The 21,757-nt window shown below is 71.9% G+C and carries 21 protein-coding genes and 1 tRNA gene; 12 read left to right on the top strand and 10 right to left on the bottom strand.

Annotation, left to right across the window (positions count from 1 at the left end; genetic code table 11):
- Window positions 1-41: 41 nt before the first annotated feature.
- The 4 genes from JNK12_18430 to ald all read right to left on the bottom strand — a co-directional run bounded on the left by JNK12_18430 (window position 42) and on the right by ald (window position 4,204).
- Window positions 42-899 carry an endonuclease/exonuclease/phosphatase family protein gene (locus JNK12_18430; GenBank protein ID MBL8777921.1) on the bottom strand — a complete coding sequence of 286 codons (858 nt, stop codon included), beginning with the start codon at window positions 897-899 and terminating at the stop codon, window positions 42-44.
- 116 nt (window positions 900-1,015) lie between these two features.
- Entirely contained in the window at window positions 1,016-1,978 is a 963-nt protein-coding gene (locus JNK12_18425; GenBank protein ID MBL8777920.1) for a hypothetical protein, read from the bottom strand.
- 42 nt (window positions 1,979-2,020) lie between these two features.
- Window positions 2,021-3,046 (bottom strand): LLM class F420-dependent oxidoreductase, encoded by a 1,026-nt coding sequence (locus JNK12_18420; protein MBL8777919.1) that lies wholly within the window; start codon window positions 3,044-3,046, stop codon window positions 2,021-2,023.
- Between the two features lie 42 nt (window positions 3,047-3,088).
- Window positions 3,089-4,204 (bottom strand): alanine dehydrogenase, encoded by a 1,116-nt coding sequence (gene ald / locus JNK12_18415; GenBank protein MBL8777918.1) that lies wholly within the window; start codon window positions 4,202-4,204, stop codon window positions 3,089-3,091.
- 113 nt (window positions 4,205-4,317) lie between these two features.
- Here ald and JNK12_18410 point away from each other — a divergent pair, with 113 nt between their 5' ends.
- Window positions 4,318-5,232 (top strand): hypothetical protein, encoded by a 915-nt coding sequence (locus tag JNK12_18410; protein ID MBL8777917.1) that lies wholly within the window; start codon window positions 4,318-4,320, stop codon window positions 5,230-5,232.
- A gap of 405 nt (window positions 5,233-5,637) precedes the next feature.
- Here JNK12_18410 and JNK12_18405 read toward each other — a convergent pair whose 3' ends face one another.
- Window positions 5,638-7,269: an FAD-binding oxidoreductase gene (locus JNK12_18405; GenBank protein ID MBL8777916.1), complete on the bottom strand. Its 1,632-nt coding sequence runs from the start codon at window positions 7,267-7,269 to the stop codon at window positions 5,638-5,640.
- Window positions 7,270-7,329: 60 nt separating this feature from the next.
- Here JNK12_18405 and JNK12_18400 point away from each other — a divergent pair, with 60 nt between their 5' ends.
- Window positions 7,330-7,797: a J domain-containing protein gene (locus JNK12_18400; protein MBL8777915.1), complete on the top strand. Its 468-nt coding sequence runs from the start codon at window positions 7,330-7,332 to the stop codon at window positions 7,795-7,797.
- 1 nt (window position 7,798) lies between these two features.
- Here JNK12_18400 and JNK12_18395 read toward each other — a convergent pair whose 3' ends face one another.
- Window positions 7,799-8,632 carry a VOC family protein gene (locus tag JNK12_18395; protein ID MBL8777914.1) on the bottom strand — a complete coding sequence of 278 codons (834 nt, stop codon included), beginning with the start codon at window positions 8,630-8,632 and terminating at the stop codon, window positions 7,799-7,801.
- A gap of 124 nt (window positions 8,633-8,756) precedes the next feature.
- Here JNK12_18395 and JNK12_18390 point away from each other — a divergent pair, with 124 nt between their 5' ends.
- Window positions 8,757-9,128, top strand: coding sequence for a VOC family protein (locus tag JNK12_18390; GenBank protein MBL8777913.1), 372 nt, complete (start codon window positions 8,757-8,759; stop codon window positions 9,126-9,128).
- A gap of 25 nt (window positions 9,129-9,153) precedes the next feature.
- Window positions 9,154-10,557, top strand: a complete 1,404-nt coding sequence (locus JNK12_18385; protein MBL8777912.1) for an amidase — start codon at window positions 9,154-9,156, stop codon at window positions 10,555-10,557.
- 29 nt (window positions 10,558-10,586) lie between these two features.
- On the opposite strand, the gene JNK12_18380 is transcribed toward JNK12_18385, so the two are convergent.
- A complete protein-coding gene (locus JNK12_18380; GenBank protein ID MBL8777911.1) occupies window positions 10,587-10,997 on the bottom strand; it encodes a nucleotidyltransferase domain-containing protein in 411 nt (136 codons plus the stop codon).
- A 74-nt stretch (window positions 10,998-11,071) separates the two neighbouring features.
- Here JNK12_18380 and JNK12_18375 point away from each other — a divergent pair.
- The 3 genes from JNK12_18375 (at window position 11,072) to JNK12_18365 (ending at window position 12,688) form a co-directional block, all read left to right on the top strand.
- Window positions 11,072-11,143: transfer RNA gene (locus tag JNK12_18375), tRNA-Val, on the top strand.
- Window positions 11,144-11,300: 157 nt separating this feature from the next.
- Window positions 11,301-11,564, top strand: a complete 264-nt coding sequence (locus JNK12_18370) for a helix-turn-helix domain-containing protein (protein ID MBL8777910.1) — start codon at window positions 11,301-11,303, stop codon at window positions 11,562-11,564.
- A 23-nt stretch (window positions 11,565-11,587) separates the two neighbouring features.
- Window positions 11,588-12,688: a site-specific integrase gene (locus JNK12_18365; protein MBL8777909.1), complete on the top strand. Its 1,101-nt coding sequence runs from the start codon at window positions 11,588-11,590 to the stop codon at window positions 12,686-12,688.
- On the opposite strand, the gene JNK12_18360 is transcribed toward JNK12_18365, so the two are convergent.
- A complete protein-coding gene (locus JNK12_18360) occupies window positions 12,676-13,398 on the bottom strand; it encodes an endonuclease/exonuclease/phosphatase family protein (GenBank protein ID MBL8777908.1) in 723 nt (240 codons plus the stop codon). The two genes, JNK12_18365 and JNK12_18360, sit on opposite strands and share 13 nt — an antisense overlap.
- A 63-nt stretch (window positions 13,399-13,461) precedes the next feature.
- Between JNK12_18360 and JNK12_18355 the strand changes: the two genes are divergently transcribed.
- From JNK12_18355 to JNK12_18345, 3 genes are read left to right on the top strand one after another with little or no spacing between them, the layout of a single operon-like run.
- A complete protein-coding gene (locus JNK12_18355; protein MBL8777907.1) occupies window positions 13,462-14,181 on the top strand; it encodes a hypothetical protein in 720 nt (239 codons plus the stop codon).
- The gene (locus JNK12_18350; GenBank protein MBL8777906.1) at window positions 14,181-15,419 is read left to right on the top strand and encodes an MBL fold metallo-hydrolase; all 1,239 of its coding nucleotides are present in this window, start codon (window positions 14,181-14,183) and stop codon (window positions 15,417-15,419) included. The genes JNK12_18355 and JNK12_18350 overlap by 1 nt, the downstream gene beginning before the upstream one ends.
- 4 nt (window positions 15,420-15,423) lie before the next feature.
- Complete coding sequence (locus JNK12_18345; GenBank protein MBL8777905.1) at window positions 15,424-16,683, top strand: hypothetical protein; 1,260 nt, start codon at window positions 15,424-15,426, stop codon at window positions 16,681-16,683.
- A 28-nt stretch (window positions 16,684-16,711) separates the two neighbouring features.
- Here JNK12_18345 and JNK12_18340 read toward each other — a convergent pair whose 3' ends face one another.
- Window positions 16,712-16,921, bottom strand: a complete 210-nt coding sequence (locus JNK12_18340; GenBank protein MBL8777904.1) for a hypothetical protein — start codon at window positions 16,919-16,921, stop codon at window positions 16,712-16,714.
- A gap of 114 nt (window positions 16,922-17,035) precedes the next feature.
- Here JNK12_18340 and JNK12_18335 point away from each other — a divergent pair, with 114 nt between their 5' ends.
- Window positions 17,036-17,497, top strand: a complete 462-nt coding sequence (locus tag JNK12_18335) for a hypothetical protein (protein MBL8777903.1) — start codon at window positions 17,036-17,038, stop codon at window positions 17,495-17,497.
- Window positions 17,498-17,526: 29 nt separating this feature from the next.
- Here the strand turns inward: JNK12_18335 and JNK12_18330 are convergent, their stop codons facing one another.
- Window positions 17,527-18,822: a hypothetical protein gene (locus JNK12_18330; GenBank protein MBL8777902.1), complete on the bottom strand. Its 1,296-nt coding sequence runs from the start codon at window positions 18,820-18,822 to the stop codon at window positions 17,527-17,529.
- A gap of 1,535 nt (window positions 18,823-20,357) precedes the next feature.
- Here JNK12_18330 and JNK12_18325 point away from each other — a divergent pair.
- Complete coding sequence (locus tag JNK12_18325; GenBank protein ID MBL8777901.1) at window positions 20,358-21,260, top strand: HNH endonuclease; 903 nt, start codon at window positions 20,358-20,360, stop codon at window positions 21,258-21,260.
- The last annotated feature ends 497 nt before the right edge of the window (window positions 21,261-21,757 follow it).

Here is a 21,757-nt window from a genome sequence, read left to right as displayed (position 1 = left end):
GTGACAGTGGCAGCGTCACGAGATCCCGACGTCGGCGACGCTCAGTCCCCGGGATGGGGGAGCGCGACCGTGGCGTGGACGGGGAGGTGGTCGGACAGGAAGCGGCCGCCGGGGCGGTCGTCGATCGACCGGTGGCGCAGGACCGTGACGTCGCTCGAGACCAGGACGAAGTCGATGACCCGTCCCTCCTTCACGCCCTTGAAACCGGTCCACGTCGAGTCGGGGCCCTCGTGCCCCTTCAGCGCCACGCGCCGGGCGTCGACCAGCACGGGACCACCGTCAGCGGGCGAGGGGTCGGTGAGGGTGGTGTACGCCTCGCCGTCGGGGCCGTCGTTGAAGTCGCCGGTGAGCACGACGGGACGTCCCTCGGCGAGCAGGCGGACGCGCTTGCGGATGACCTTGGCCCCTTGCGCGCGGGCCTCCGCGGACTTGTGGTCCAGGTGCACGTTCACGACGAGCACCTCGCGTCCGGTCGCCCGCTCGTGCAGCACCACCCACGTGGCGATGCGGGGACGTGACGACCCCCACGACGTGCTGCCCGCCTCGTCCGGCGTCGTCGACATCCAGAAGGTCCCCCGGTCCCGGCGCTCGAAACGGTCGGACCGGTAGAAGATGGGGGCGTACTCGCCCTTGCGGCGGCCGTCGTCGCGCCCGACGCCCACCCACTTGAACCGGCGCAGGTGGCGGACCAACCAGCCCAGCGGGCAGCGACGCGCCTCCTGGAGGCCGGCGATGTCGGCCCTCTCGTCGATGCAGTGGGCCACGGCGCGGCGACGGTGCTTCCAGCGGTCGGGGCCGTCCGTCGGGCTGTCGAAGCGGATGTTGAAGGAGAGCACGTCGAGGGCCTCGTCCCGTCGGAGCTCCACGCCGGGCACGTCGCCGTCGGCTTCAGCCGTCATGGGGCGAGGCTACGCGAGGCCGACGGCGCCCGAACCCGCACGGTCGGCGCTCTGGGACCACCGTGAGGTGGCTCACCACATCAGTGTGGTCCCAGAGGAGGGGTGACGGGTGGGGCTCAGCCCGTCTGGGGGTGGGCGAGGAAGAAGTCGAGGGCGGTGGGCGTCGCGGCGAGGGCGTCGCTCGGCGATCCGGCGATGTAGGCGCGGTCGGCGCCGCCCGGCCACTCGTGGTTGCCATCGGCCAACGACTGGAGGCGCACGGCGCCGTGCGGGTCGCACCCTTGTGCGTCCTTGGTGCGGAGGTCGCCGTCGATCGTGACGAGGGACGGTTCTTCGCAGTGGTTGATGCGCCGCCAGCGGTCGACCGCCTCGGCCACCGAGGCGTAGTCGACCTGGCTGTACCCCTCGCCGATGCCACCCCGGTAGGGCACGTTGCGGTCACGGAGCCCGTGGATGATCAGCACGTTCATCCGGTGTCGGGGCTGGCAGCCGCGGGTGTTGTCGATGGCGCCTTCGACCGGGGCGATCGCCGCGAACACGCCGGGCAGATCGCAGGCGAGGCGGTAGCTCATCATCGCCCCGTTCGAGTGGCCGAGGGCGTAGATCCGCAGGGGGTCGACGTCGTAGCGGCGTTGCATCCGGGCCACCAGCGCGCCGATGAAGCCGACGTCGTCCACGTCGGCGGCCTGCGAGTAGGCGCAGCAGTTGCCGGCGTTCCAGGTGCGGATGCCGCGGGCCGGTCCGGCCACACCGTCGGGGAACACGCCGAGCATCCCCCGGGTGTTCAGCGCCCGGTTGAGCCCGTTGTCGCGCCGGAACTGGTCCCCGCTCCCGAAGCCGCCGTGGAGGCCGACGACCAGCGGCACCTCGGTGCCCGGCGTGTACGCGGCGGGCACGAACACCCGGTACGTGCGGGTGCGCCCTTCCCAGCGCATCGACCCGCTGACGAGCGTGCCCGCCTCGGGTCCGGCGGTGGGCGCCGCCTGGGCGAGCCCCGGCCCGGCGGGTGCCAGGAGGGTGATCGTGAGCAGCGCCGCGGCGATGAGCGAACCGGTGAGGCGGTGAGGACGGGCGCTCATGGTCAGATCATCGTCGCGCCTGGCGCGGTGGCTGAGACGGGCTCAACCGACCAGGTCGGCCATCAGCTCGAGCAGCTCCGGAGGGCCCGAGAGCAGGAGCGTGGTGACCACGCTCTCCTCCCACTGCTGGAGCTCGTCGCGGATCTTGTCGACCGAGCCGATGAGGGAGATGTCCTCGACCATCGACGTGGGGACCGCGGCGATGGCCTCGTCCTTGCGCCCGTCGAGGTAGGCGTCCTGGATCTTCACGCAGTCGGCCTCGTAGCCCATGCGGGAGAAGACCTCGAAGTGGAAGTTCTGGTCGCGGGCGCCCATCCCCCCGATGTAGAGGGCGAGGTAGGGGCGCACCATGTCGGCGGCGGCCTCGACGTCGTCGATGGGCACCACGATGACGGTGGCGGGCACCTCGAAGTCGTCGATGGTGTGGCGGGCGCCGGGACGGGCGAAGCCCTCGTCGAGCGCCGTCTTGTAGAAGGCGTTGTCCTTCGGGGCGAAGAAGATGGGCAGCCAGCCGTCGGCGATCTCCGCGGTCATGGCCACGTTCTTCGGTCCCTCGGCGCCGAGGTAGATGGGGATCTCGGTGCGCAGCGGGTGCAGGGTGGACTTGAGGGGCTTCCCGAGCCCGGCGCCACCGGGGTAGGGCAGGGTGTACTGCTGGCCGGCGAACTCGACGGGCTCGTCGCGGGCGATGACCTTGCGCACGATCTCGACGTACTCACGGGTGCGGGCCAGCGGCTTGGGGTAGGGCTGGCCGTACCAGCCCTCGACCACCTGGGGGCCGGACGCCCCGAGGCCGAGGATGAAGCGCCCGCCCGAGAGGTGGTCCATGGTCATGGCCGCCATGGCGGTGGCGACCGGGGTGCGGGCCGAGATCTGGATGATCGACGTGCCCAGCTGGACGTTCTCGGTGGCCGCGCCCCACCACGCCAGCGGGGTGAGGGCGTCGGAGCCGTAGGCCTCGGCGGTCCAGATCGAGTGGAAGCCGAGGCGGTCCGCGGTGGCGATCTGCTCGACGGCGCCGTCCGGCGCGCCGCGGCTCCAGTAGCCGATCTGCAGTCCGAGCTTCATGTGGCCTCTCCTCGTCCGGGGGACCGCCGATGCTAGAGCGACTCAGGTGGCCGACAGGTCGAGGGGGGTGAAGGGGCGGCCCAGGGCGTCGGCGACGATGGCGTGGGTGACGTGCCCGCCGACGGTGTTGAAGCCGTGGGCAAGGGCAGGGTCACGCTCCACCGCACCCGCCGGCCCGAGGGCGGCGAGGTCGCGCAGGTAGGGGAGGGTGGCGTTGGTCAGGGCGTAGGTCGACGTGTACGGCACCGCGCCCGGGATGTTGCCGACGGCGTAGTGGACGACCCCGTGCTCGACGTAGACCGGGTCCTCGTGGGAGGTCTCACGGATGGTCTCGATGCAGCCGCCCTGGTCGATGGCGACGTCGACGATGACCGAGCGGTCCTTCATGCCCTGGACCATGTCCTCGGTGACGACCGTGGGCGCACGGCCGCCGGGGACGAGTACGGCGCCGATGACGAGGTCGGCGGTGGCCACGGCCCGCTCGATGGCGCCCCGGTTGGAGGCGAGGGTCATGATCCGGCCCTGGTGGATCTGGTCCACGAAGCGGAGCCGGTCCAGGTTCTTGTCGAGCAGCAGGACCTCGGCCTCCATGCCGGCGGCGATCCACGCCGAGTTCCAGCCGACGTTGCCGGCGCCGATGACCACCACCCTCGCCGGCGCCACACCGGGCGCGCCGCCGAGGAGGATGCCGCGGCCGCCGTTCTCGCGCTCGAGGTAGTGGGCGCCGATCTGGGTCGCCATGCGACCCGCCACCTCGCTCATGGGGGCGAGGAGGGGGAGCGACTGGTCGGCGTTCTGGACCGTCTCGTACGCGACGCCGGTGGTGCCTCTGGCCAGGAGGGCGTCGGCGACCGCGGGGTAGGCGGCGAGGTGCAGGTAGGTGAACAGCACGAGGTCGTCGCGGAGGAACTCGAACTCCTGGGCCTGCGGCTCCTTGACCTTCACGACCAGCTCGGCCCGGGCCCAGGTCTCCTCTGCGGTCGCGACGATCTGGGCGCCGGCGGCGACGTAGTCGTCGTCCTCGATGGCCGAGTTGCGACCGGCGCCGGACTGCACGAGCACCTCGACGCCGTGCTGGTGGAGCTCGCGCACGCCGTCGGGGGTCATGGCCACCCGGTACTCGTTGTTCTTGACCTCGGTCGGCACCCCCACGCGCAGCGTCATGTCCACAGCGTGCCAGCCCAGCCGCGCTCGTGCTGGCCCCTGGTTACGCGGAACTTTCGTCGATGGCCATCCGGCCCGGCTGACACCGCCTTGGCTACCGTGCGTTCGTGGGGGGACCACGCATCGCGCTCGAACCGGCAGGGCAGCGCTCCTGGCTCGCCGGCGCGATCACCCGCGGCGGCGGCGAGGTGGTCGGGCCCGAGGATGCCGAGGGGGTCGTGTGGGCCTCCACGGGCAAAGCCTCGACGCTCGCGGCGCTGCTGGCCGATCATCCGGGCATCCGGTGGGTGCAGCTGCCCTGGGCCGGCATCGAGCCCTTCGCCGACGTGCTCGACGACGACCACGTGTGGACGTGCGGGAAAGGCGTGTACGCCGAGCCGGTGGCCGAGCATGCGTTGATGTTGGGCCTGGCGGGCCTGCGTGGCCTCGACCGCTATGCCCGCGCCACGAGCTGGGAGGACCAGCACGGCACGAACCTGCTCGGGGCCGCCGTCACCATCGTCGGCGGTGGCGGCATCGCCGAGTCCCTCCTGCGTCTGCTGGGCCCCTTCGAGGCCGACGTCACCGTGTTGCGCCGGACCCCTGCGCCCATGGACGGTGCGGCACGGGTCCTCCCGCCCGAGGCGCTGCACGATTGCCTGCCCGGTGCCACCCTCGTCGTGCTCGCGTTGCCCCTCACACCGTCGACGGTCGGGCTCATCGGTGCCCGCGAGTTGGCGCTCATGGACCCCCACGCGTGGCTGGTCAACGTCGCCCGCGGCGCCCATGTCGTCACCGACGACCTGGTCGACGCGCTGCGGGCGGGCACGATCGGCGGCGCCGCACTCGACGTCACCGAGCCCGAGCCGCTCCCCGACGGTCACCCGCTCTGGACGATGCCGAACTGCCTCATCACCCCGCACACCGGCAACACGGCCGAGATGGCGACGCCGTTGCTCTCGGCCCGCATCACCGCCAACGTCGAGCGCTTCGCCGCGGGCGAGCCTCTGATCGGGCTCGTCGACCCGTCTCTCGGCTACTGACCGCCTCCTGACCCCCGAGCCGCGGGACCCGGCGGAGTCGTCGGACTGGTCGGGCGGGGTGACGCGGAAACGCCCCACCCCGCAGGGTGAGGCGTTCCCTGGCACTGGTGGCCGTGCCGCACACCGCCGTGCGGTCAGACGAACCCGGTGGTCGATCGGAGCGGTCCGGTCCGTGGGGCCGGGCGCTCGAGTGCGCACATCCGTCGGCTCGTAGCGGGTCGGGGCGACACCGCCGCCAGCAGGTCTCCTACCGGACCCGGTCGGGCGGATCTTCCCCTTCGTGTGCGGTGCTCATGTTCCCGACAACCTCCTTCGCTCACGCGTGGACCGTCTGTCTGGATCACTGGTCACCTTCCTCCCGCGTCCGGGAGGTGTCAAGGGGGCAACCGGGCGGTTGCGGGCAGGTCAGCGAGGTGGCGCCACGATGACGCCCGGATTGAGCACACCGGCGGGATCGAGGGCCGCCTTGGCCGCCGCGAGGGCCCGACCCACCGGCTCGGGCCGCTGGCGCTGGTACCAGGGGTCGTGGTCGCGACCGACGGCGTGATGGTGGGTGATGGTGCCGCCATGGGCGGCGAGCGCCTCGGCCGCGGCCATCTTCACCTCGTCCCACATCGCCACCTCGGCGCCGGGGCGGCTCGGGGCGAACACACTGAAGTACGGCGCCGGCCCGTCGGGGTACACGTGGGTGAAGCGGCAGGTGATCCACCCGTCGCCGCAGATGCGACGGACCGCGTCGAGCACGGCCTCGGTGACCCCGGCGTGCAGCGCCGGGAACGCGTCCCAGGTGCAGGCCGTCTCGAAGGTCTCCACGATCACGCTCATGCGCACGAGCGCGTCCCGCCCGTAGGGGGCGCGCAGGAACGAGTTGCGCCACTGGCCGACCGCTCCCTCGCGGCCGGCGGGCCCGGCGCTGCCGCCGGCCGAGTCGTCGGTGAGGGTGATGCCGCCGGGGACCGTGCCACCGTGGTCCTGCGCGAGCTCGACCGCTCGCTCGATCCACGGCCCGAGCGGGTGGTCGGCGGACTCGAAGCCGAGGATGAGCAGGTGCGACCCGTCGTCCACCCCCGCGGCGGTGGCGGCCTCGCCCGCGTCGAGGAGACGGCAATTGGTGGGGAACAGGCCGGACTGGCTGATGGCCCGGCAGGCGGCCACAGCGGCGTCGAAGTCGGCGAAGCGGGCGCCGGCGGACGCCTTGAACACCGGGCGGTCCTGGAGGCGCATCCAGGCCTCGGTGATGATCCCGAGTGACCCCTCGGAGCCCAGGAAGAGGCGGTCGGGGGAGGGGCCGGCACCCGATCCGGGGAGGCGGCGGGACTCGCTGATGCCGGTCGGGGTCACCACCCGCATCGACTCCACGAGGTCGTCGATGTGGGTGTACACGGTCGCGAAGTGTCCGCCGGACCGGGTGGCGAGCCAGCCCCCGAGGGTGGAGAACTCGAACGACTGCGGGTAGTGGCGCAGCGTGTAGCCCTCGGGGCGGAGCTGGTCCTCGAGCACCGGCCCCAGGGCGCCGGCCTGGATCCGGGCCGCCCGCGACACCCGGTCGATCTCGAGCACCCGGTCGAGGCGGGTGAGGTCGATGGAGACGGCGCCCGCGTAGCCGTCGCCCACGTCGGCCTCGACGCCGCCGACCACCGACGAGCCGCCGCCGTAGGGGATGGCGGCGATGCCGGCGCCGGCACACCAGTCGAGGAGGTCGACGACGTCGGTCTCGGTCTCGGGGAAGGCGACGACGTCGGGGGGATGGGCGAGCTCGCCGCGGAAGCCCCGCACCACGTCACGGTAGGACTTCCCGTGGGTGTGGGCGGCGCGGTCGTAGGGCTCGGTCGAGCAGCACCGCTCGAGGCTCGCGGGTGGCGCCACCCGGGGCGTCGGCAGGTCGACATTCTCCAGGCGGGGAGCGTCGGCCACCGTGATCTCGGTGCCGAATCGGGCGGCCATGGCCGCGGCGAGCTTCTCGGCCTGGTCGTCGGCGAGGGCCTCGTCCTCCCAGCCCCAACCCCACCACGAACGTCGTCGGCCGTTGCCCGTCATGGCCCGAACCTAGTGGCGAGGGTGCCGGGGCCGGGTCGGGGGGTGTCGGTACCCTGGCCGTTGCGCCTGCCCGGCGCGGGCGAGCAGCACGGCGAGGGAACGGAGAGCACCACGCCCACGTACTACGAGGTCCTCGGGGTGGCGGCGTCGGCGACGCACGACGAGCTCCGTGACGCCTACCGAACCGAGGCGCTGGCGCAGCACCCCGACCGTCACGCCTCCGCGGATGCCCGGTCCGCGGCCGAGGCCGAGCTCCGCATGCGGGTGGTCAACGCGGCCTGGCAGGTGCTCGGCGACCCCGTCAGCCGGGCCGCCTACGACGCCGAGCTCGCCCGGGCGGCACGCGCCGCCGAGGTCGACGACGGAGGACCGGCCGACCCGCTCCTCGCGTGGCAGCCGGCCGACGGCGACGAACGATGGCCCGCCGAGCGGCCGACCAGCGTGCTCGTCCCGCTGATGCCGCTGCTCTTGCTGGTGGGACTGCTGTTGTTGATCGCCGTGTTCACGGCGTACGCCCGGACGGGCTGAGCTACCGGGGCTCGAGCACCAGCCGGGTGCCGAGGTTGTCCTCGGGTGCGATCACCCAGGTGCCGTCGCCGGCGGGCGAGGCGTCGGCGAGCTCCGTGGGGTCGTCCACGGCGAAGGCGAGGTGGTGCACCCGCCCCGTGCGTCCGCCGATCCAGTCGGCCAGCGCGCCGGCACCGCTCGGCTCGACGAGGCGCAGCCGGCCTCCCCCCGGCCATTCGAGCTCGCGCCAGCGGCCCGAGCCGTCGGGGAGCCGGTGGTCGTCGGTGCTGCCGACGCCCTGGAGGATCTCCTCCCCGAGGAGCACGTCCTCGAAGAGCGCGCTGGCCTCGTCGAGCGAGGCCACGGCGTGGGTGACCCGCACGAGCGCCGCCGGGTTCGCCGGGGCCGCGGCCGGGAACTGGTCCGGCGGCGGCGGGCGGACCCAGCCCTCGTCGTGCGATTCGGCCACCTGGACCACGACGCCGTGGGAGGCCTTCGGGTGCAGGAACGCCTCCATCCACTCCCGGAACTCGAGGTTGATGCTGACCGGTGGGTAGCCCGCCGCGGTGACCGCGTCGATGGCCACGTGGATGTCCGCCACCTTGAACGTGAGGTGGTGAGGGCCAGGGCCGCTGTGATCGAGGAAACGACGCAGGAAGTCGTTCTCGTCCACGCGGTGGGGCCGCAGGATCTCGAGGTTCATGCCCGACGCGTAGCGGAGCTGGTTGTTGGCGAAGCCGACCGTGGCGCCGCTGCCGAGCCACTCGCCGCCGAGCTCGGCCCGGTAGCGCTCCCACGCCTCGCGTCGGTGCTCACTGGCGACGGCCACGTGGTCGAGGTCGATGGTGCCAGGCATCGGGCGATGATGGTCCGGCGACGTCGGTGGTGTCGAAGCCGGACCCGTCCGGACCCGTCCAGACCCCGTCGGGACCCGTCCGGCCCCGGCTCGGTGCTCGCCGGGGCCGGGTTAGGGTGCCGGCATGGTCCGAGCCCGGGGGATCGACCACCTCGTCCTGAACGTCGCCGACGTCGAGCGCTCGGTCGCCTGGTACGTGGACCGCCTCGGGTTCGAGCCGTTGCGCCTCGACGAGTGGCGCCGCGGCGAGGTGCTCTTCGCCTCGGTGCGCCTCACCGACACGTTCATCATCGACCTGTTCGAGAACGAGCGCTCGGGCGCCAACGTCGACCACGTCTGCCTGGTCGTGGACCCGCTGGACCTCGACGCGCTCGCCGCCTCGGACGAGTTCGACGTCGTGTCGGGGCCCTCCGAGGTGTTCGGCGCCCAGGGCATGGGGCGCAGCGTCTACGTGCGCGACCCCGACGGCAACACCGTCGAGCTCCGCAACTACTGATCACCGCCGGACCCGAGGGGGACCCATGGACTTCCGCCAGAGCACCGTCGCCGACCTCGCCGACCAGGTGCGGACGAAGCAGGTGTCGTCGCGCGAGCTGACCCAGGCGGCCCTCGACCGCATCGAGGCGCTGAACCCCGAGGTGAACGCCTTCGTGGCCTTCGACGGCGACGCCGCCCTGCGTGACGCCGCCGCGGTCGACGAGCTGGTGGCGGCGGGGGAGGACCCCGGGCCACTGGCGGGCATCCCCATCGGGGTCAAGGACCTCGAGGACGCCGCCGGCTTCGTCACGACGATGGGCTCGTCGACCCGAGCGTCGGTGCCGCCCGCGGTGGCGGACTCGATCCTCGTGTCGCGACTGCGCGCCGCCGGCTGCGTCGTCGTGGGCAAGACCAACACCCCCGAGTTCGGCTGGAAGGGCGACACCTCGAACCCCACGTTCGGCGCCACCCGCAACCCGTGGGAGCTGGGTCACTCGGCGGGCGGGTCGTCCGGTGGGTCCGCAGCGGCGCTGGCGGCGGGGATGGTCCCGCTGGCCACCGGCTCGGACGGCGGCGGCTCGATCCGCATCCCGGCCGCGGTGTGTGGCCTCTCCGGATTCAAGCCGTCGTTGGGGCGTGTGGCGGTCGGCGGGCCGCACGCCCCCAACTGGGCCGATCTGTCGGTGAAGGGGCCGATGACGGTGCGCGTCCGCGACGCCGCCCTCGCCCTGGGCGCCGCGGTGGGACCCGACCCCACCGACCTGCGCTCGCTGCCCATGCCGTCGTCGGACTGGCTCGACGGCGTGGCCGAGCCCCGCCCGCCCCGCAAGGTGGCGTGGTCGCCGACCATGGGCTTCTCGCCGGTGGACGACGAGGTGCGGGCGCTGTGCGAAGCGGCGCTCGCAAGGCTGGAGGCGACGGGCACCGAGGTGGTCGAGGTGGACACGGTGTGGCACGAGGACCCGGTGCTCGACTGGTTCGGGCTCACGGCGGTGGCCACCTACCGGACGCTGCGGGACTTCGAGGGCACGCCCGAGTGGGAGGGCATCGACCCGGGCCTGCGTGAGCAGATGGGGTTCGGGAAGGACCACGTGGCCGCCCCCGACGTCCTCGGGGCCATGGACACCGCGCACCGTCTGAACGTGGCGCTGGTCGAGCTCTTCCACGACGTGGACTACCTGCTGACCCCCACCTGTGCGGGCCAGACGCCGGCGCCGGGAGAGTTCGGCACCATCAACGGCCACCCCGACGTCAACTGGGTGCGCTTCACCTACGGCTTCAACCTGACCCGATCGCCGGCGGGCTCGGTGTGCGCCGGGCTCACTGCCAAGGGCCTGCCGGTCGGCCTCCAGATCGTCGGCCCCCAGCACGCCGACGCCGGCGTCCTGCGCCTCATGGCCCTCTTGGAGGACACCATCGCATTCGACCAGGTGGCGCCCATCGGATAGTGGCGTCGGCGTTCAGGTGAACGCCGACATCAGGATCGTCGAAGCGCCTCGAGGTCGAGGTCGCGCAGCCAACGTGTGTCGCGCTCCTCGGCCAGCGCCGCCATCTGCGTGACCGCGTACCCACCGGGCTCCGATTCGAAGAGGGCCTTGCCCACCATGGCGTTGGCCCGCAACAGGGGATCGGCGCGGTCGATGACCGCCAGGTCGATCCCGTCGAAGCCGCTGAGGACGACGAGGTCGTCGAGGAGCCCGAGCTCGTCGGGGAGACCGTCCCAGGAGACGGCGACGTCGACATCGTTCGGGGGTGGCCCGCCGGCCGGTCGGGCGGCGCTCCCGAACAGCCCGAGCAGACGGACACCGCGGGCCTGACAGATCGCGTCGAGCTCGCCGGACTCGGCGGCGGCGACGAGACGCTCGGCGGCGTCGGCGGCGCTCGTCATGGCGTCCAGCGTACGCAGCGGCCGCACCGCAGGGTTCGGATCTGGCGGGCGCCTGCGCTACCCTTGCTCGCTCCGGGCGATTAGCTCAGTGGGAGAGCGCTGCCTTCACACGGCAGAGGTCACTGGTTCGAGCCCAGTATCGCCCACCCGGAGAACTCCCTGGTCAGGGGCCGGAAAGGCCCGACCGTGCAGTTCCCGTCACCCCCGGCGACACCCCGTTTGTCCGCGGTTTGTCCGCGCCGGGTCCCCGCCCGCCGCCTGAGGCCCCCCATTTCGTCGCGGCCGTTGGCATGTTGTGTCGATGTGAGCGACGGTGCCGCCGGGCTGTCCGAGGAGCTGTGGGACGTGGACCGTCTCGCCGCGTACCTGGGGGTGGGCCGCCGGTTCGTGTACCGGTTGACCCATGAGCGCCGCATCCGCCACGTCAAGGTCGCCAACCAGTTGCGGTTCCGTCCCGAGGACGTGGCCGCGTTCCTGGCCGAACAGACCGTCGAGGCCGACCACGGTGAGACGCCGCCGTCGCCGGCGCGGCGGGGTGGGCGGCCCCGCAACGAGGTGGTGTGGTGAGCGGCCGGCGGCAGGTGCCGGGCGTGAAGCGCCGCGGGGCGGGCTGGCAGGCCCGCCTGCGGGGCCCCGACGGCCGCGAGGTCAGCGCCACTTTCGACACCCAGGACGAGGCCGCCGCCTGGCGGGAGGCCCGCCTCGCTGATCGCCGGCGGGGCACCTGGGTCGAACCCGGTCGCGGTCAGATCACCCTCGCCGAGTGGGTCGAGGTGTGGGGCCGGGGCCAGGTGCACCTGCGGCCCAGCACCCAGGCCCGCGACGACGCCTACCTCAAGGCGCGGACCCTGCCGGCACTCGGCGGGGTGCCGATGGCCGCGGTCACCCCCGCCATGGTGGAGCGGTTCCGCGACGACCTCGTCGCCGACGGGTTGGCGCCAGCGACGGTGGAGAAGCACCTGCAGATCCTCTCCAAGGTGTTCGCCGCCGCGGTCGACGATGCTCGGCTGCACGACAACCCGGTCGTCGGGGTGAGCCCGCCGCGGGTGGAGTGGTCCGAGGCCCGGTTCCTGGACCTCGATGAGTTGGGGCGGCTGGAGGCCTGCTTCGACGGTCACTACCGGGACCTGGTGGGGGTCAACGCCGATCTCGGGTTGCGCATCGGTGAGCTCGCCGCCCAGCGGGTCCGTGACCTCGACCTCGGCGCCGGGTCGGTGCGGGTGCGCGAGACCGCCGGGGAGGTGCAGAAGAAGTTCGGCGACGGCCACAGCCTGGTGTTCGGCCCGCCGAAGTCGGCCGCGGGCCGGCGCACGGTGCCCACCCTCACCGACGAGTCCGCCGACCTGTTGGTCGCCCGAGTCCGCCGGCTCGGTCTGGCCTCCGACGACCTGGTGTGGGCCGGCCGGCGGGGCGGGCCCCTGCGGCCGAACAACTTCCGTGACCGCTTCTGGGGCCCGGCAGTCGTCGCCGCCGCTCTGGCCGAGCCACTACCCACCCCCCACGCCCTACGCCACACCGCGGTGGCCCGTTGGATCGCCGCCGGTGTCACCGACCCCTACAAGCTGGCCCGGTGGGCGGGCCACACCAGCATCACCACCATCTACCGCTTCTACGGGCACCTCCTGCCCGAGGACACCACCGACCTGCGCCGCAACCTCTCCGCCCAGCGGGCGCGGCCTCAGGTTGCCTGAGGTTGGGCCGGGGCAAGGTCCACGACCACGCCGTCGTGGTCGGAGACGTCGATTCCGTGCTGGCGGCGATCGATTCCGATCGGCGGTCCCTGCGTCTCGAGTCGTCGGCTGTGGGCGATGTGATCGATGAGCGGCCGGCGCAGACCCTCGACGCGGACTGCGGTTGGCACCGAGAGCCCTTCGAGTGCAGAGCGAAGGGCGTCATGGACCCCGCCCGGCGCCATTCGACCGTGGAACCGCTGGTTGAAGTCGCCGGTGACGATGAGCGGTCCGTCGCCAGCGGCGTGGACGACCTCGGCGAGCCCGGCCAGGTAGGTGAGATGGTCCTGCCAGACGGCACGATCACGGGACCCGGTGGCGACGTGGGCCATACGCCATGGAATACAGACACCAATCACCCGGACGGGCCCCTCCGGGCTGGGTGTCGTGCCGGCGACGAACCGTCCTTTGGGCATCGAGGCGGAGCCGAGGGTGTCAACGTCGTGCCAGCCCCACCGGCTCCACAGCCCGACCTTGCGGCGATCCGGAGGGGCCGGGTACCCGTAGTCGGCCTCGGCCCACACGGTCTGCTCGGTCGCCGGAAGGCTGGCCACTCGGGCTTCGGTCAGGCATGCGACATCGGGCCTGAACGAGTCGATGGCCCGGGAGGCTGCCGCCCCCTTCCGCCCGGACGGCGTGACGAACTCAAGGTTCCAGGCGAGCATCCGCACAACCCGCAGTGTGCCCGTCGGTCAGCCCAGGCACTGGTCACAACGGCAACGTACGGTTCGGCGATGAGGATGTGGGAGGACCGGTCGGTGCTGGAGGCGGCGTCGTGGCGCCTGGCCAGCGAGTTGGTGCGGCGGCATCCCGACACGGTGCGGCTCATCCGCGCGCATCCCGGCGGGGGCCAGTCCGACGTGCTGTGGATCCTGCCGACGGCCGGCGAGGAGGGCGACATCCGGCTCAACCGCGAGGGCACCATCCAGGTGTTGAAGCGCTTCGACGGCCGGCCCGCCGATGCGTGGGAGCCGGCCGAGTGGGACGACTACCTGCGGGCCGATCCCCGCGAGTTCCTCCACCGCCTCGAGGTCGCCGCCGGTCTGCCCGTGCCCCAGTCCGTCCCCGCCGCCACCAACACGACCCTGACCTACCGGATCCTGGCGGCCATCGCCTCGACGGCGGTCAAGTCGGTCCACCCGATCGACATCCAATCGGGGATGATCGACACCAGCGGCTACGGCGGCGGGCCCAACGAGGCCCTGGACGAGTTCAGCGCCATCCCCGACGAGCTCCGCCGCCCGCGCCCCGACGACCTGCTCGGTCACCCTGGCTACCGGTTCTGGGTGGTGGTGCGCGACGGCGTGCCGGTCCTTGCCCTCGAGCAGAGCGAGGGGCTGGCGTGGACCCAGCATCACGATGTCGGGTTCTCGACCATGGGGCTGTACGAGGAGTCCCGCCGCCATCTGCTGGTCACCGCGCTGAAGCTGCTCCGTCGGGTCGATCACATCTGATGCGGGTCCGGATCCACCGGGGCGCCCACGAGATCGGCGGCAACTGCATCGAGGTCGAACACGACGGTGACCGCATCGTGTTGGACCTGGGCCGGCCGCTGTCGGCGAGCTGGGACGAGGACGTGCCCCTGCCCGCCATCGGCGGGCTGGCCGAGGTGGACCCGAGGATGCATGGGGTCGTGTTGAGCCACGCGCACCTGGATCACTACGGCCTGGCCGGCCAGCTCGCGGCCGGGGTCCCCGTGTACCTGGGGGAGGAGGCGGCCCGAGTGCTGGAGGCGGCGTCGTTCTTCTCGCCGGTGAGCGGCTGCCCGCCGCTGGCCGGTCACCTCCACCACCGGGTCCCGCTCGAGTTGGGTCCCTTCACCGTGACCCCGTACCTGGCCGACCATTCCGCGTTCGACGCCTACTCGCTGCTGGTCGAGGCCGGCGCCCGGCGGCTCTTCTACACCGGCGACCTGCGCGCCCACGGCCGCAAGGCGAAGCTCTTCGACGCCCTCGTGGCGCACCCGCCCGTTGCTGACGTTCTGTTGATGGAGGGCACCAACGTCCGCGCCGCCGGCGGCGCCACGGTGGGATCCGAGGCATCGGTCGAGGCGGACCTCGTCGCCACGTTCGCGGCGACGCCGGGCATGGTGGCCACATTCTCGTCGGCGCAGAACATCGACCGGCTCGTCACCGTCTACCGGGCGGCCCGCCGAGCCGGGCGGACCCTGGTGGCCGACCTCTACACGGCGTCGGTGGCCCGAGCCACCGGCCGGTCGACCATCCCCCAGCCCGGCTTCGACGGCTACGCGGTGTACGTCCCCTTCCGTCAGCGCCTCCGGGTGCTCCAGTCCGAGGAGTTCGAGCGGGTCGCCGAGATCGCTTCGATCCGCCGCTACCCCGAGGACCTCGCCACCGACCGCGGCCAGGTCGCCTACCTCGGCACCTCCTCGACCCTCCCCGAGCTCATCGAAGCGGGCGCCCTGCACAACGGTGCGGTGGTCTGGTCGCTGTGGCACGGCTACCTCGCCCAGCCCGCCGGCCGGAAGCTCCAGGCCGACCTGGCCGGCGCCGGGGTCCCCCTCATCGAGCACCACACCTCCGGCCACGCGGCCGTCGAGGACCTCCGGCGCCTCGTCGACGCCTTCTCGCTCGCACGGGTGGTGCCCATCCACTCCGAAGCCACCGACCGCTTCGCCGATCACTTCCCCCGCGTCGAGCCCCACCCAGACGGCGTCTGGTGGGAGGTCTAAGAACATGACCGTGGCGGCGTTCGACGTGCTCGACTGGGCCCGGGCCCACGACCCCGGCGCCGACGCCCGGCGCGACCGCCGGCTCTCGCTGTCCTCGCGCCTGGTCCGCTTCCGCTGGTACGGCGCACCCGCCGTTGCCGTGCAGGCCGACGTGACTCCCAAGGTCCGACTCGACGCCGTCGTCGACGCGCTCGCCTGGTACTTCGATGTCGCCACACCGACCGATGACACGCTGCATCTGCTCCTGGGCGCCGAGGACGGCGCCGACCCCGCAGCGATGAGCGACCAGCTCGGCGCCATCGGCACCCTCGCCACCTCGATCGTCGACGGACCGCAGATCCGTGTGTGGCTGCTCGGCCCGAACAGTGAACCGCAGCACCGACCGGTGACGGCGGCGACGTTCGACTCGTCGGTCGTTGCGCGCTGGGCCGAGTGGCTGATCGCCGAGGCCAGGCGCCCGGTGAGCGGCCTCGCCCACCACCTCGTCCAGACCGTCGACACCCCGGCCTTCGCCCTGTACCCCAAGCTGTCATCGAAGGACGAGAGCCAGCCGTGGCAGATGCGCCTCGACGGCCTCGAGATCGGCCGCATCGGCGCCGCCAGCGCCACGCTGGCGCTGGCGACGAGCGACCCCACCAAGCCCGGCGAGCCCCGGGACACCTGGCGGGAGGTCGTCGGCACCGAGCCTCGGACCGCCGGTGCGGCCGATCTCGGCTCCCTGAGGGCCCTCATCGCCGAGCTTGTCGGCCGCTGGTCCGATCCCGAGCACCCGACCGCCGTGATGCGCCACGGCCAAGCCGAACACGCTCTGGAGGCGCATCTCCTCACCGGTCGCACCCGGCTCACCAGCGCCACGGACGGCGTCCTCAGGCCACCCGGCCGGATCGTGTCGGGCGTGGTGCGAAGCGCCCAGTTCCCGACCCTGTGGGGCGGTCCACCCCGGGCCCGCTACCTCGACGCCCTCCTGGCTGACGAGGCGGGGCGGCCCTGGGCCATCGAGCTCAAGGACCAGGACGCCGGCGGCGGCCTCGGCGCCTACCTCCGCCACGGCATCGGCCAAGCCGTGCTGTACCGGCACTTCATCAGGACCGCCGCCGGTCTCGACCCCTATTTCGCCCAGCTCGGCCTCCAGCGGACCGACTGCCAGGCCGCGTTGGCCTTCCCGACCGCGCCGGCCTCGGCAGCCGCGAAGATCGCAGCGCACCGCCGGGTCGCCGCCTCGTTCGGCGTCGAGGTCATCGAGTTCCCGCGCCCCGGCCAGTAGCGCCGGGGCGTCGAAGACGGCGCTGGCTCTACTCCTCGGGGAGCCGACCCGTGGCCCGAGCCCAGCCTTCGACGTCCGGCCAGTACCAGACCTTGGCGGCCCTGAGACGAACGACGGGCTGGGGGAAGTCCGGGTGGCGCTCCTGCCAGACGTGGACGACGTTCTGGTGGCTGAGCGAGAGGCGATGCGCGATCTCGGCGGAACCGACGAGGAGATCCACGTCGAGTCGCCGGCCCACGGCGCGGAACCTACGCGTCCGGCCAGCGGCGTGCCAGATGCTTGATCGAGGAGTCGATCACCCGGTACTGTTAGAGAACGTAAACAGTAGAGGTGGGGGAGAAGGAGTCGGTAGATGTCCATCACCCCGCTGGGCGCGGGTCCTCGGAAGGTCGAGGCGCTCGTGGCCGCGCTCGAGCCGGGCCACCGTGCCGTTGCCGAGGTGCTGCTCGAATACCAGCACGAGATCGAGCTGGCCCAGCCGCACGCGTTCGGCATCCTGTTCGAACCGGCCGGCGCCTTCTCCACCTTGCAGCAACTGCGGATCCGACCCGACTTCGTTCTCATCGGCCCCTTCGGTGCTGCGGCCATCGAGGTCGACGGGACCAGCCACAACGGCCGCTACGCGTCGGACCGTTCCCGCGACCGGCTCATCTTGAACAGCGGCGTGCAGACCCATCGCATCCCCATCGAGGAGACCCGCGACCGCTCCGATCTGGTCGAGGTGCTCCGTCACCCGATCTGGGAGGTGTGCAAGATCGATGTCCGGCGCCTCGATCTGTGGTGGGACAACGCTCCCGGCCGCGGCGCCGCATAGGGGGGAGCCGGGGCTGACCCGTGTGCGGTTCAGGCCTTGTCTCCCGAGACCACGGGGTGGGGGCTCCGGTTCGCGGCCGGTTGCCACCTGAAGCGCGGGCATGAATACGCCTTCTGGTGGTTGGCCAGGTGGGCATTGACAATCGGCTCAATCCTGGGCCGAGGGCTGAAGTCCCAGAAGCCGTTCGGGTCGCTGAGCCCTCGACGCGACCAGGGTTGGTCAGCGACCTTGAACACCGTCGGGAGGCTGGGGAAGGAGCCGCTGACCAGGCCGGGGGCCGGGAACCAGTCCATCCAGGAGGCGAGGTGGATCTGGGCTTGGGCGAGCTCGAGGTGTCGCCCCATGGCGCGACACCCGTCGCTGCTGAGGCTCTCCTGGCTGAGGGCACGGGTGTAGATGCGGCGAAGCAGGTGGGCTTGGATCCGGTGCTCACTCTCGATAGCCGCGAGGCCGCCACTGTTGGGCACCGCGGCGTTGACGAACACCACGATGAGGCCCGTGTCGTGCCAGTGGTGGTTCATGAGCAGGCGCCCCCAGCGGCGCATCTTGAACTCGATGTCACCGGGGTGTCGGGCTCGGGTGATCTCGATGACGATGCGCAGCCCGTCGGCGCGCAGCAGTGTGAGATCGCCACGCCACGTCTCCTTGCGCCCGAGGTGCCTGAGCAGCAGGGAAGGGCTGGACACGGATTCGGGGAACACGGCGACCACCCCAGGGATCAGCTCCAGAGCCCGGACGGCGAGCTCGGCCGCGAGCAGGTCGTGGCGCACAGCGGCGCCCGCGGGGACGGGAGGGATGCCGATGGTGACCGAGTACCGGGTCTCGTCGTCCAGCAGCCCCAGGAACGTGCGCAGCGGCTTGTCGATCCGGAGCCGGTGCAGGTAGTTCGTGTGCAGGAACACCTGCTCCTTCGGGTAGTGGCCTCGTTCGACGATGCCGAGCTCGAAGAGCGGCTTGAGGATCTTCGACAGCTTCGTGAACGGGTAGCCGACGATGGCGGAGAGCTGCTTGCTCGACAGCTGGTGCCATCCGGCCAGGGCCGCCACCACCCGCTGTGCGGCCAACAGCCCGGCCATCCTCTCCATCAGCGCGGGGTCGTTCGAGAAGTCGGGGACCTTCCTGGCGCCGACCGGATCGCCTGGTGGGCTCCGCTCGATCTTCCAGCGGGGCCACCAGGGAATGCCACCTTCGAAGATCCCTGGTGCGTAGAAGGGGTCGTCGCGTTCCCAGAGGTTCAGGTGGGCCCCCGTGCTGGCGCGGGTAAGCGGGCGAAGCGGCAGCGTCGCTCTGTTCCCGACCGTGAAGTCCTCGATGCGTCGGCTCATGGCCCGTGAAGATGCCGCGCCCGCGAGCAAAGACTGGTTGTACGGACCGCTGCCCACGCATCCCTGGCAGGTGGAGAAGGACTGAGAGTGGCTGAAAGTATCTCTAGGTCCGGTCGACTGGCGGGGTAGACGATTTAGACGCATAGCACCGACGGGGGCTTTGGCCCGGGAAAACGCGGATTCGGTCCAGCGCGGGTACCCCTCTGTTGCGGGTGGGGAGGTTGGTGGGGGGCACGCTGGTCGTTGGGCGAGCCGGTGCGGCCCCGGCCTTGGTGATCCTGGGCGGTTGCTGCTGGCCAGGGGCGGGTCGGCTGGTGGCCGCGGGTGCCGGTGGTCAGGGCGGTTGCTGGGCCAGTCCGCGGGGTGGCGGCGGGGTGTGCCGGGGTGCGCCGGGGTGCGGATGGCATCGTGGGCGTTCCGTTGCCGTTCCGAGTCGAGTCGTTCGGGTCGTCGGGCAGGGGCAGCGTCAGGGTGCCGGGCATCAGGGGGTGGAGGTCAGGAGGGTCGGGGAGGGCGGCCGGTGGCAGCAGGCCGAGGAGGATGATGCGAGGGAGGCAGTGGGATCGATGGCGGGAGAATGCCGGCGACCGGATCAGGGCAAGCGAAGAGAGCCACAAGCGGGCGGGGACGATTCGTGGCCGGGAGTCGAGCTGACCGAGCATCGACCGGCCGCCGGTGCGGGTCCGTCGGTTCGGAGTCGGGATCTCGACATCGGAAGCCGTGGATCGAGGGCGTGTGTGGGCACCGTCGGTTCTTGTGGGCGGACTGTCGGTCGTGTCCGGGCCCGCCCGTGTGCCGGTTGGCGCTGCCTGGGGCCTGCTTCGGAGATGCGTCGGCGTGGCGTCTGACCCCGCCGCTGATGTCCTCAGGTGGCGCTGCTGCCAACACCCTCGGGGTGTCCCACGAGCCGCAGGCGCGTGGCATGCGGAGGTGGTGCGGGCATCTGGCAGGGGATTCCTGACGGGCACCACCGTCCAGCCGGCAGGCTCGCGGAGATGTGTCGTTCGGTTCGTTGCGGTCGGTTCGTTGCGGTCGGTTCGTTGCGGTCGGTTCGTTGCGGTCGGGGTCGGAGCGGGGCGGTTCGTTGGCGTTGCGTGCCGAGCCGAGGTCCTGCCAGGCCTCGCGGTCGTGGTGTGCGGCTGAGCGTCGACGGGACGGACGTGACGGAGAGCGAGGCGGGCGACCCGATGAGCAGCGCAACCGAGGCCGTCGGTGACAACGGCTCCAGCAGCCGGGTGGGCAACACCGGGAGCCCGGCAACGCATGAGGCCACGGCGGGCACGGCGCCCCTCCGGGCCGCCGTGCCCGCCGGGCGCGAACCGGGCTTCATCGGGTCAACCGCGTAGCACGCGGCACCCAGCGCAGACGGGGACCACCAAGGCAGCGGGACCCCTGGCTGTCGCGACCGCCGCGACGGCGAGGCTCTTGTCAGGCGGCATGGGGGCCGGGTGGGCGCTCTCGGGCGGGTGTGGGGTCGGACGTCGATCTGGCCGGCGGGTGCATGATGGGGTGGTGGGGGAACGGGCGGTGAGCGGGTGACCGAGGACGAGTTGTTGGCTCGCCTGGCGTCGTTGCGCACGGCGCCGCTGGCGAGCGGGCGGCGGGCGCCGCACAAGCCGCTGCTGTTGTTGTTCCTGCTCGGGCGGCTGCAGGCCACGGGGTCCTCGGCGGTGAGCTACGCGGAGGCGGAGGAACCGGTGAGCGTGCTCATCGACGAGTTCGGTCCGCCGGCGCGTTCGCGGCGGCGGGCGGCGATGCCGTTCTTCCATCTCGAGGGGGATCTGTGGGACCTCGAGGGCGACCCGGGCGTTGAGCTGACCGATCAGGCGGGCCGGTTGGCGAAGGCCCGGGCGCGGGGCCGGTTGCGTCCGGAGGTCGAACAGCTCCTGAGGCGCCCGGAGGTGCTGTCGAGGGCGGCGCGGCTGTTGTTGGAGGACCACTTCACCGACAGCTACGTGGACCCGATCACCAGCGCGGTGGGCCTCGACCTCGACGCCGATCTGGAGGCGGGTCTGGTGACGCGGGTGTCGGTGGTGCGGCGCCGGGATCCGGCGTTCCGGGAGGCGGTGCTGGCCGCGTACGGGTTCACGTGCGCGATGTGTGGGTTCGACGGTCGGCTGGGCCGCGACCCGGCGGGGATCGAGGCGGCGCACGTGCGTTGGCATGGCCACGGCGGCCCGGACAGGGTCGACAATGGCCTGGCGTTGTGCAGCCTGCACCACACGTTGTTCGACCTGGGTGTGCTGGGGGTCACCAGCGATGACCGGGTGCGGGTCTCGCCCCGGTTCGTGGGCACGTCTGAGACCGCCCGGGCCCAGGTGCACGGCCTCGACGATCAGCCGCTGCGGAACCGCCAGCCCGGCCGGCCGGGCCCCGACCCCGGCAACGTGGACTGGCACACCGCCGAGGTGTTCAAGTCGGTCCCCGTCGCTGCCTGAACCGCGTTGCAGGGCTTGGTGGTCAGGAGAACTCGAAGTCGGCGACGAGGGGGGCGTGGTCGCTGACGTCGTCGATCAGGGGATGGCGGGCGGTGCCGCAGGTGGTCATGGTGGTGCCGGCGGTCGGGTCGCAGAACAGGTGGTCGAGTTGGTAGGGGCGGGTCGACGTGGCCGGCTCAACTCGCCAGACCTGGATCCTCTCGACTTCGAACGAGCGGCTCGTGGATCAGGAATCGCCGCTGGAGATGTTGTGCCTTACCGCTGACGCAACCTTCTCTGCAGCATCCGCCGGCTCCTCATGCTCCCAGACCCGAACCACCGTCCAACCTCGGTCGATGAGCCGCCGTGTCGTGTCGGAGTTGTGCCCCAGGTAGTGGTGTAGGGATCGAAGGGTCCGCCTGACGCGACGATCACCGCGTCAGCCTCTTGCAGTCCTGCGATAGACGAGCGAGAGGAACCAACGCGGTGATCGACAACAACAACATGGATGCCCTGGC

It is taken from the genome of Acidimicrobiales bacterium (genome assembly GCA_016794585.1).
Classification (GTDB): Bacteria; Actinomycetota; Acidimicrobiia; order Acidimicrobiales; family DATDAH01; genus JAEUJM01.
The sequence above is the reverse complement of the archived record's forward strand: the minus strand, read 5'-3'. Positions and strand labels throughout refer to the sequence as shown.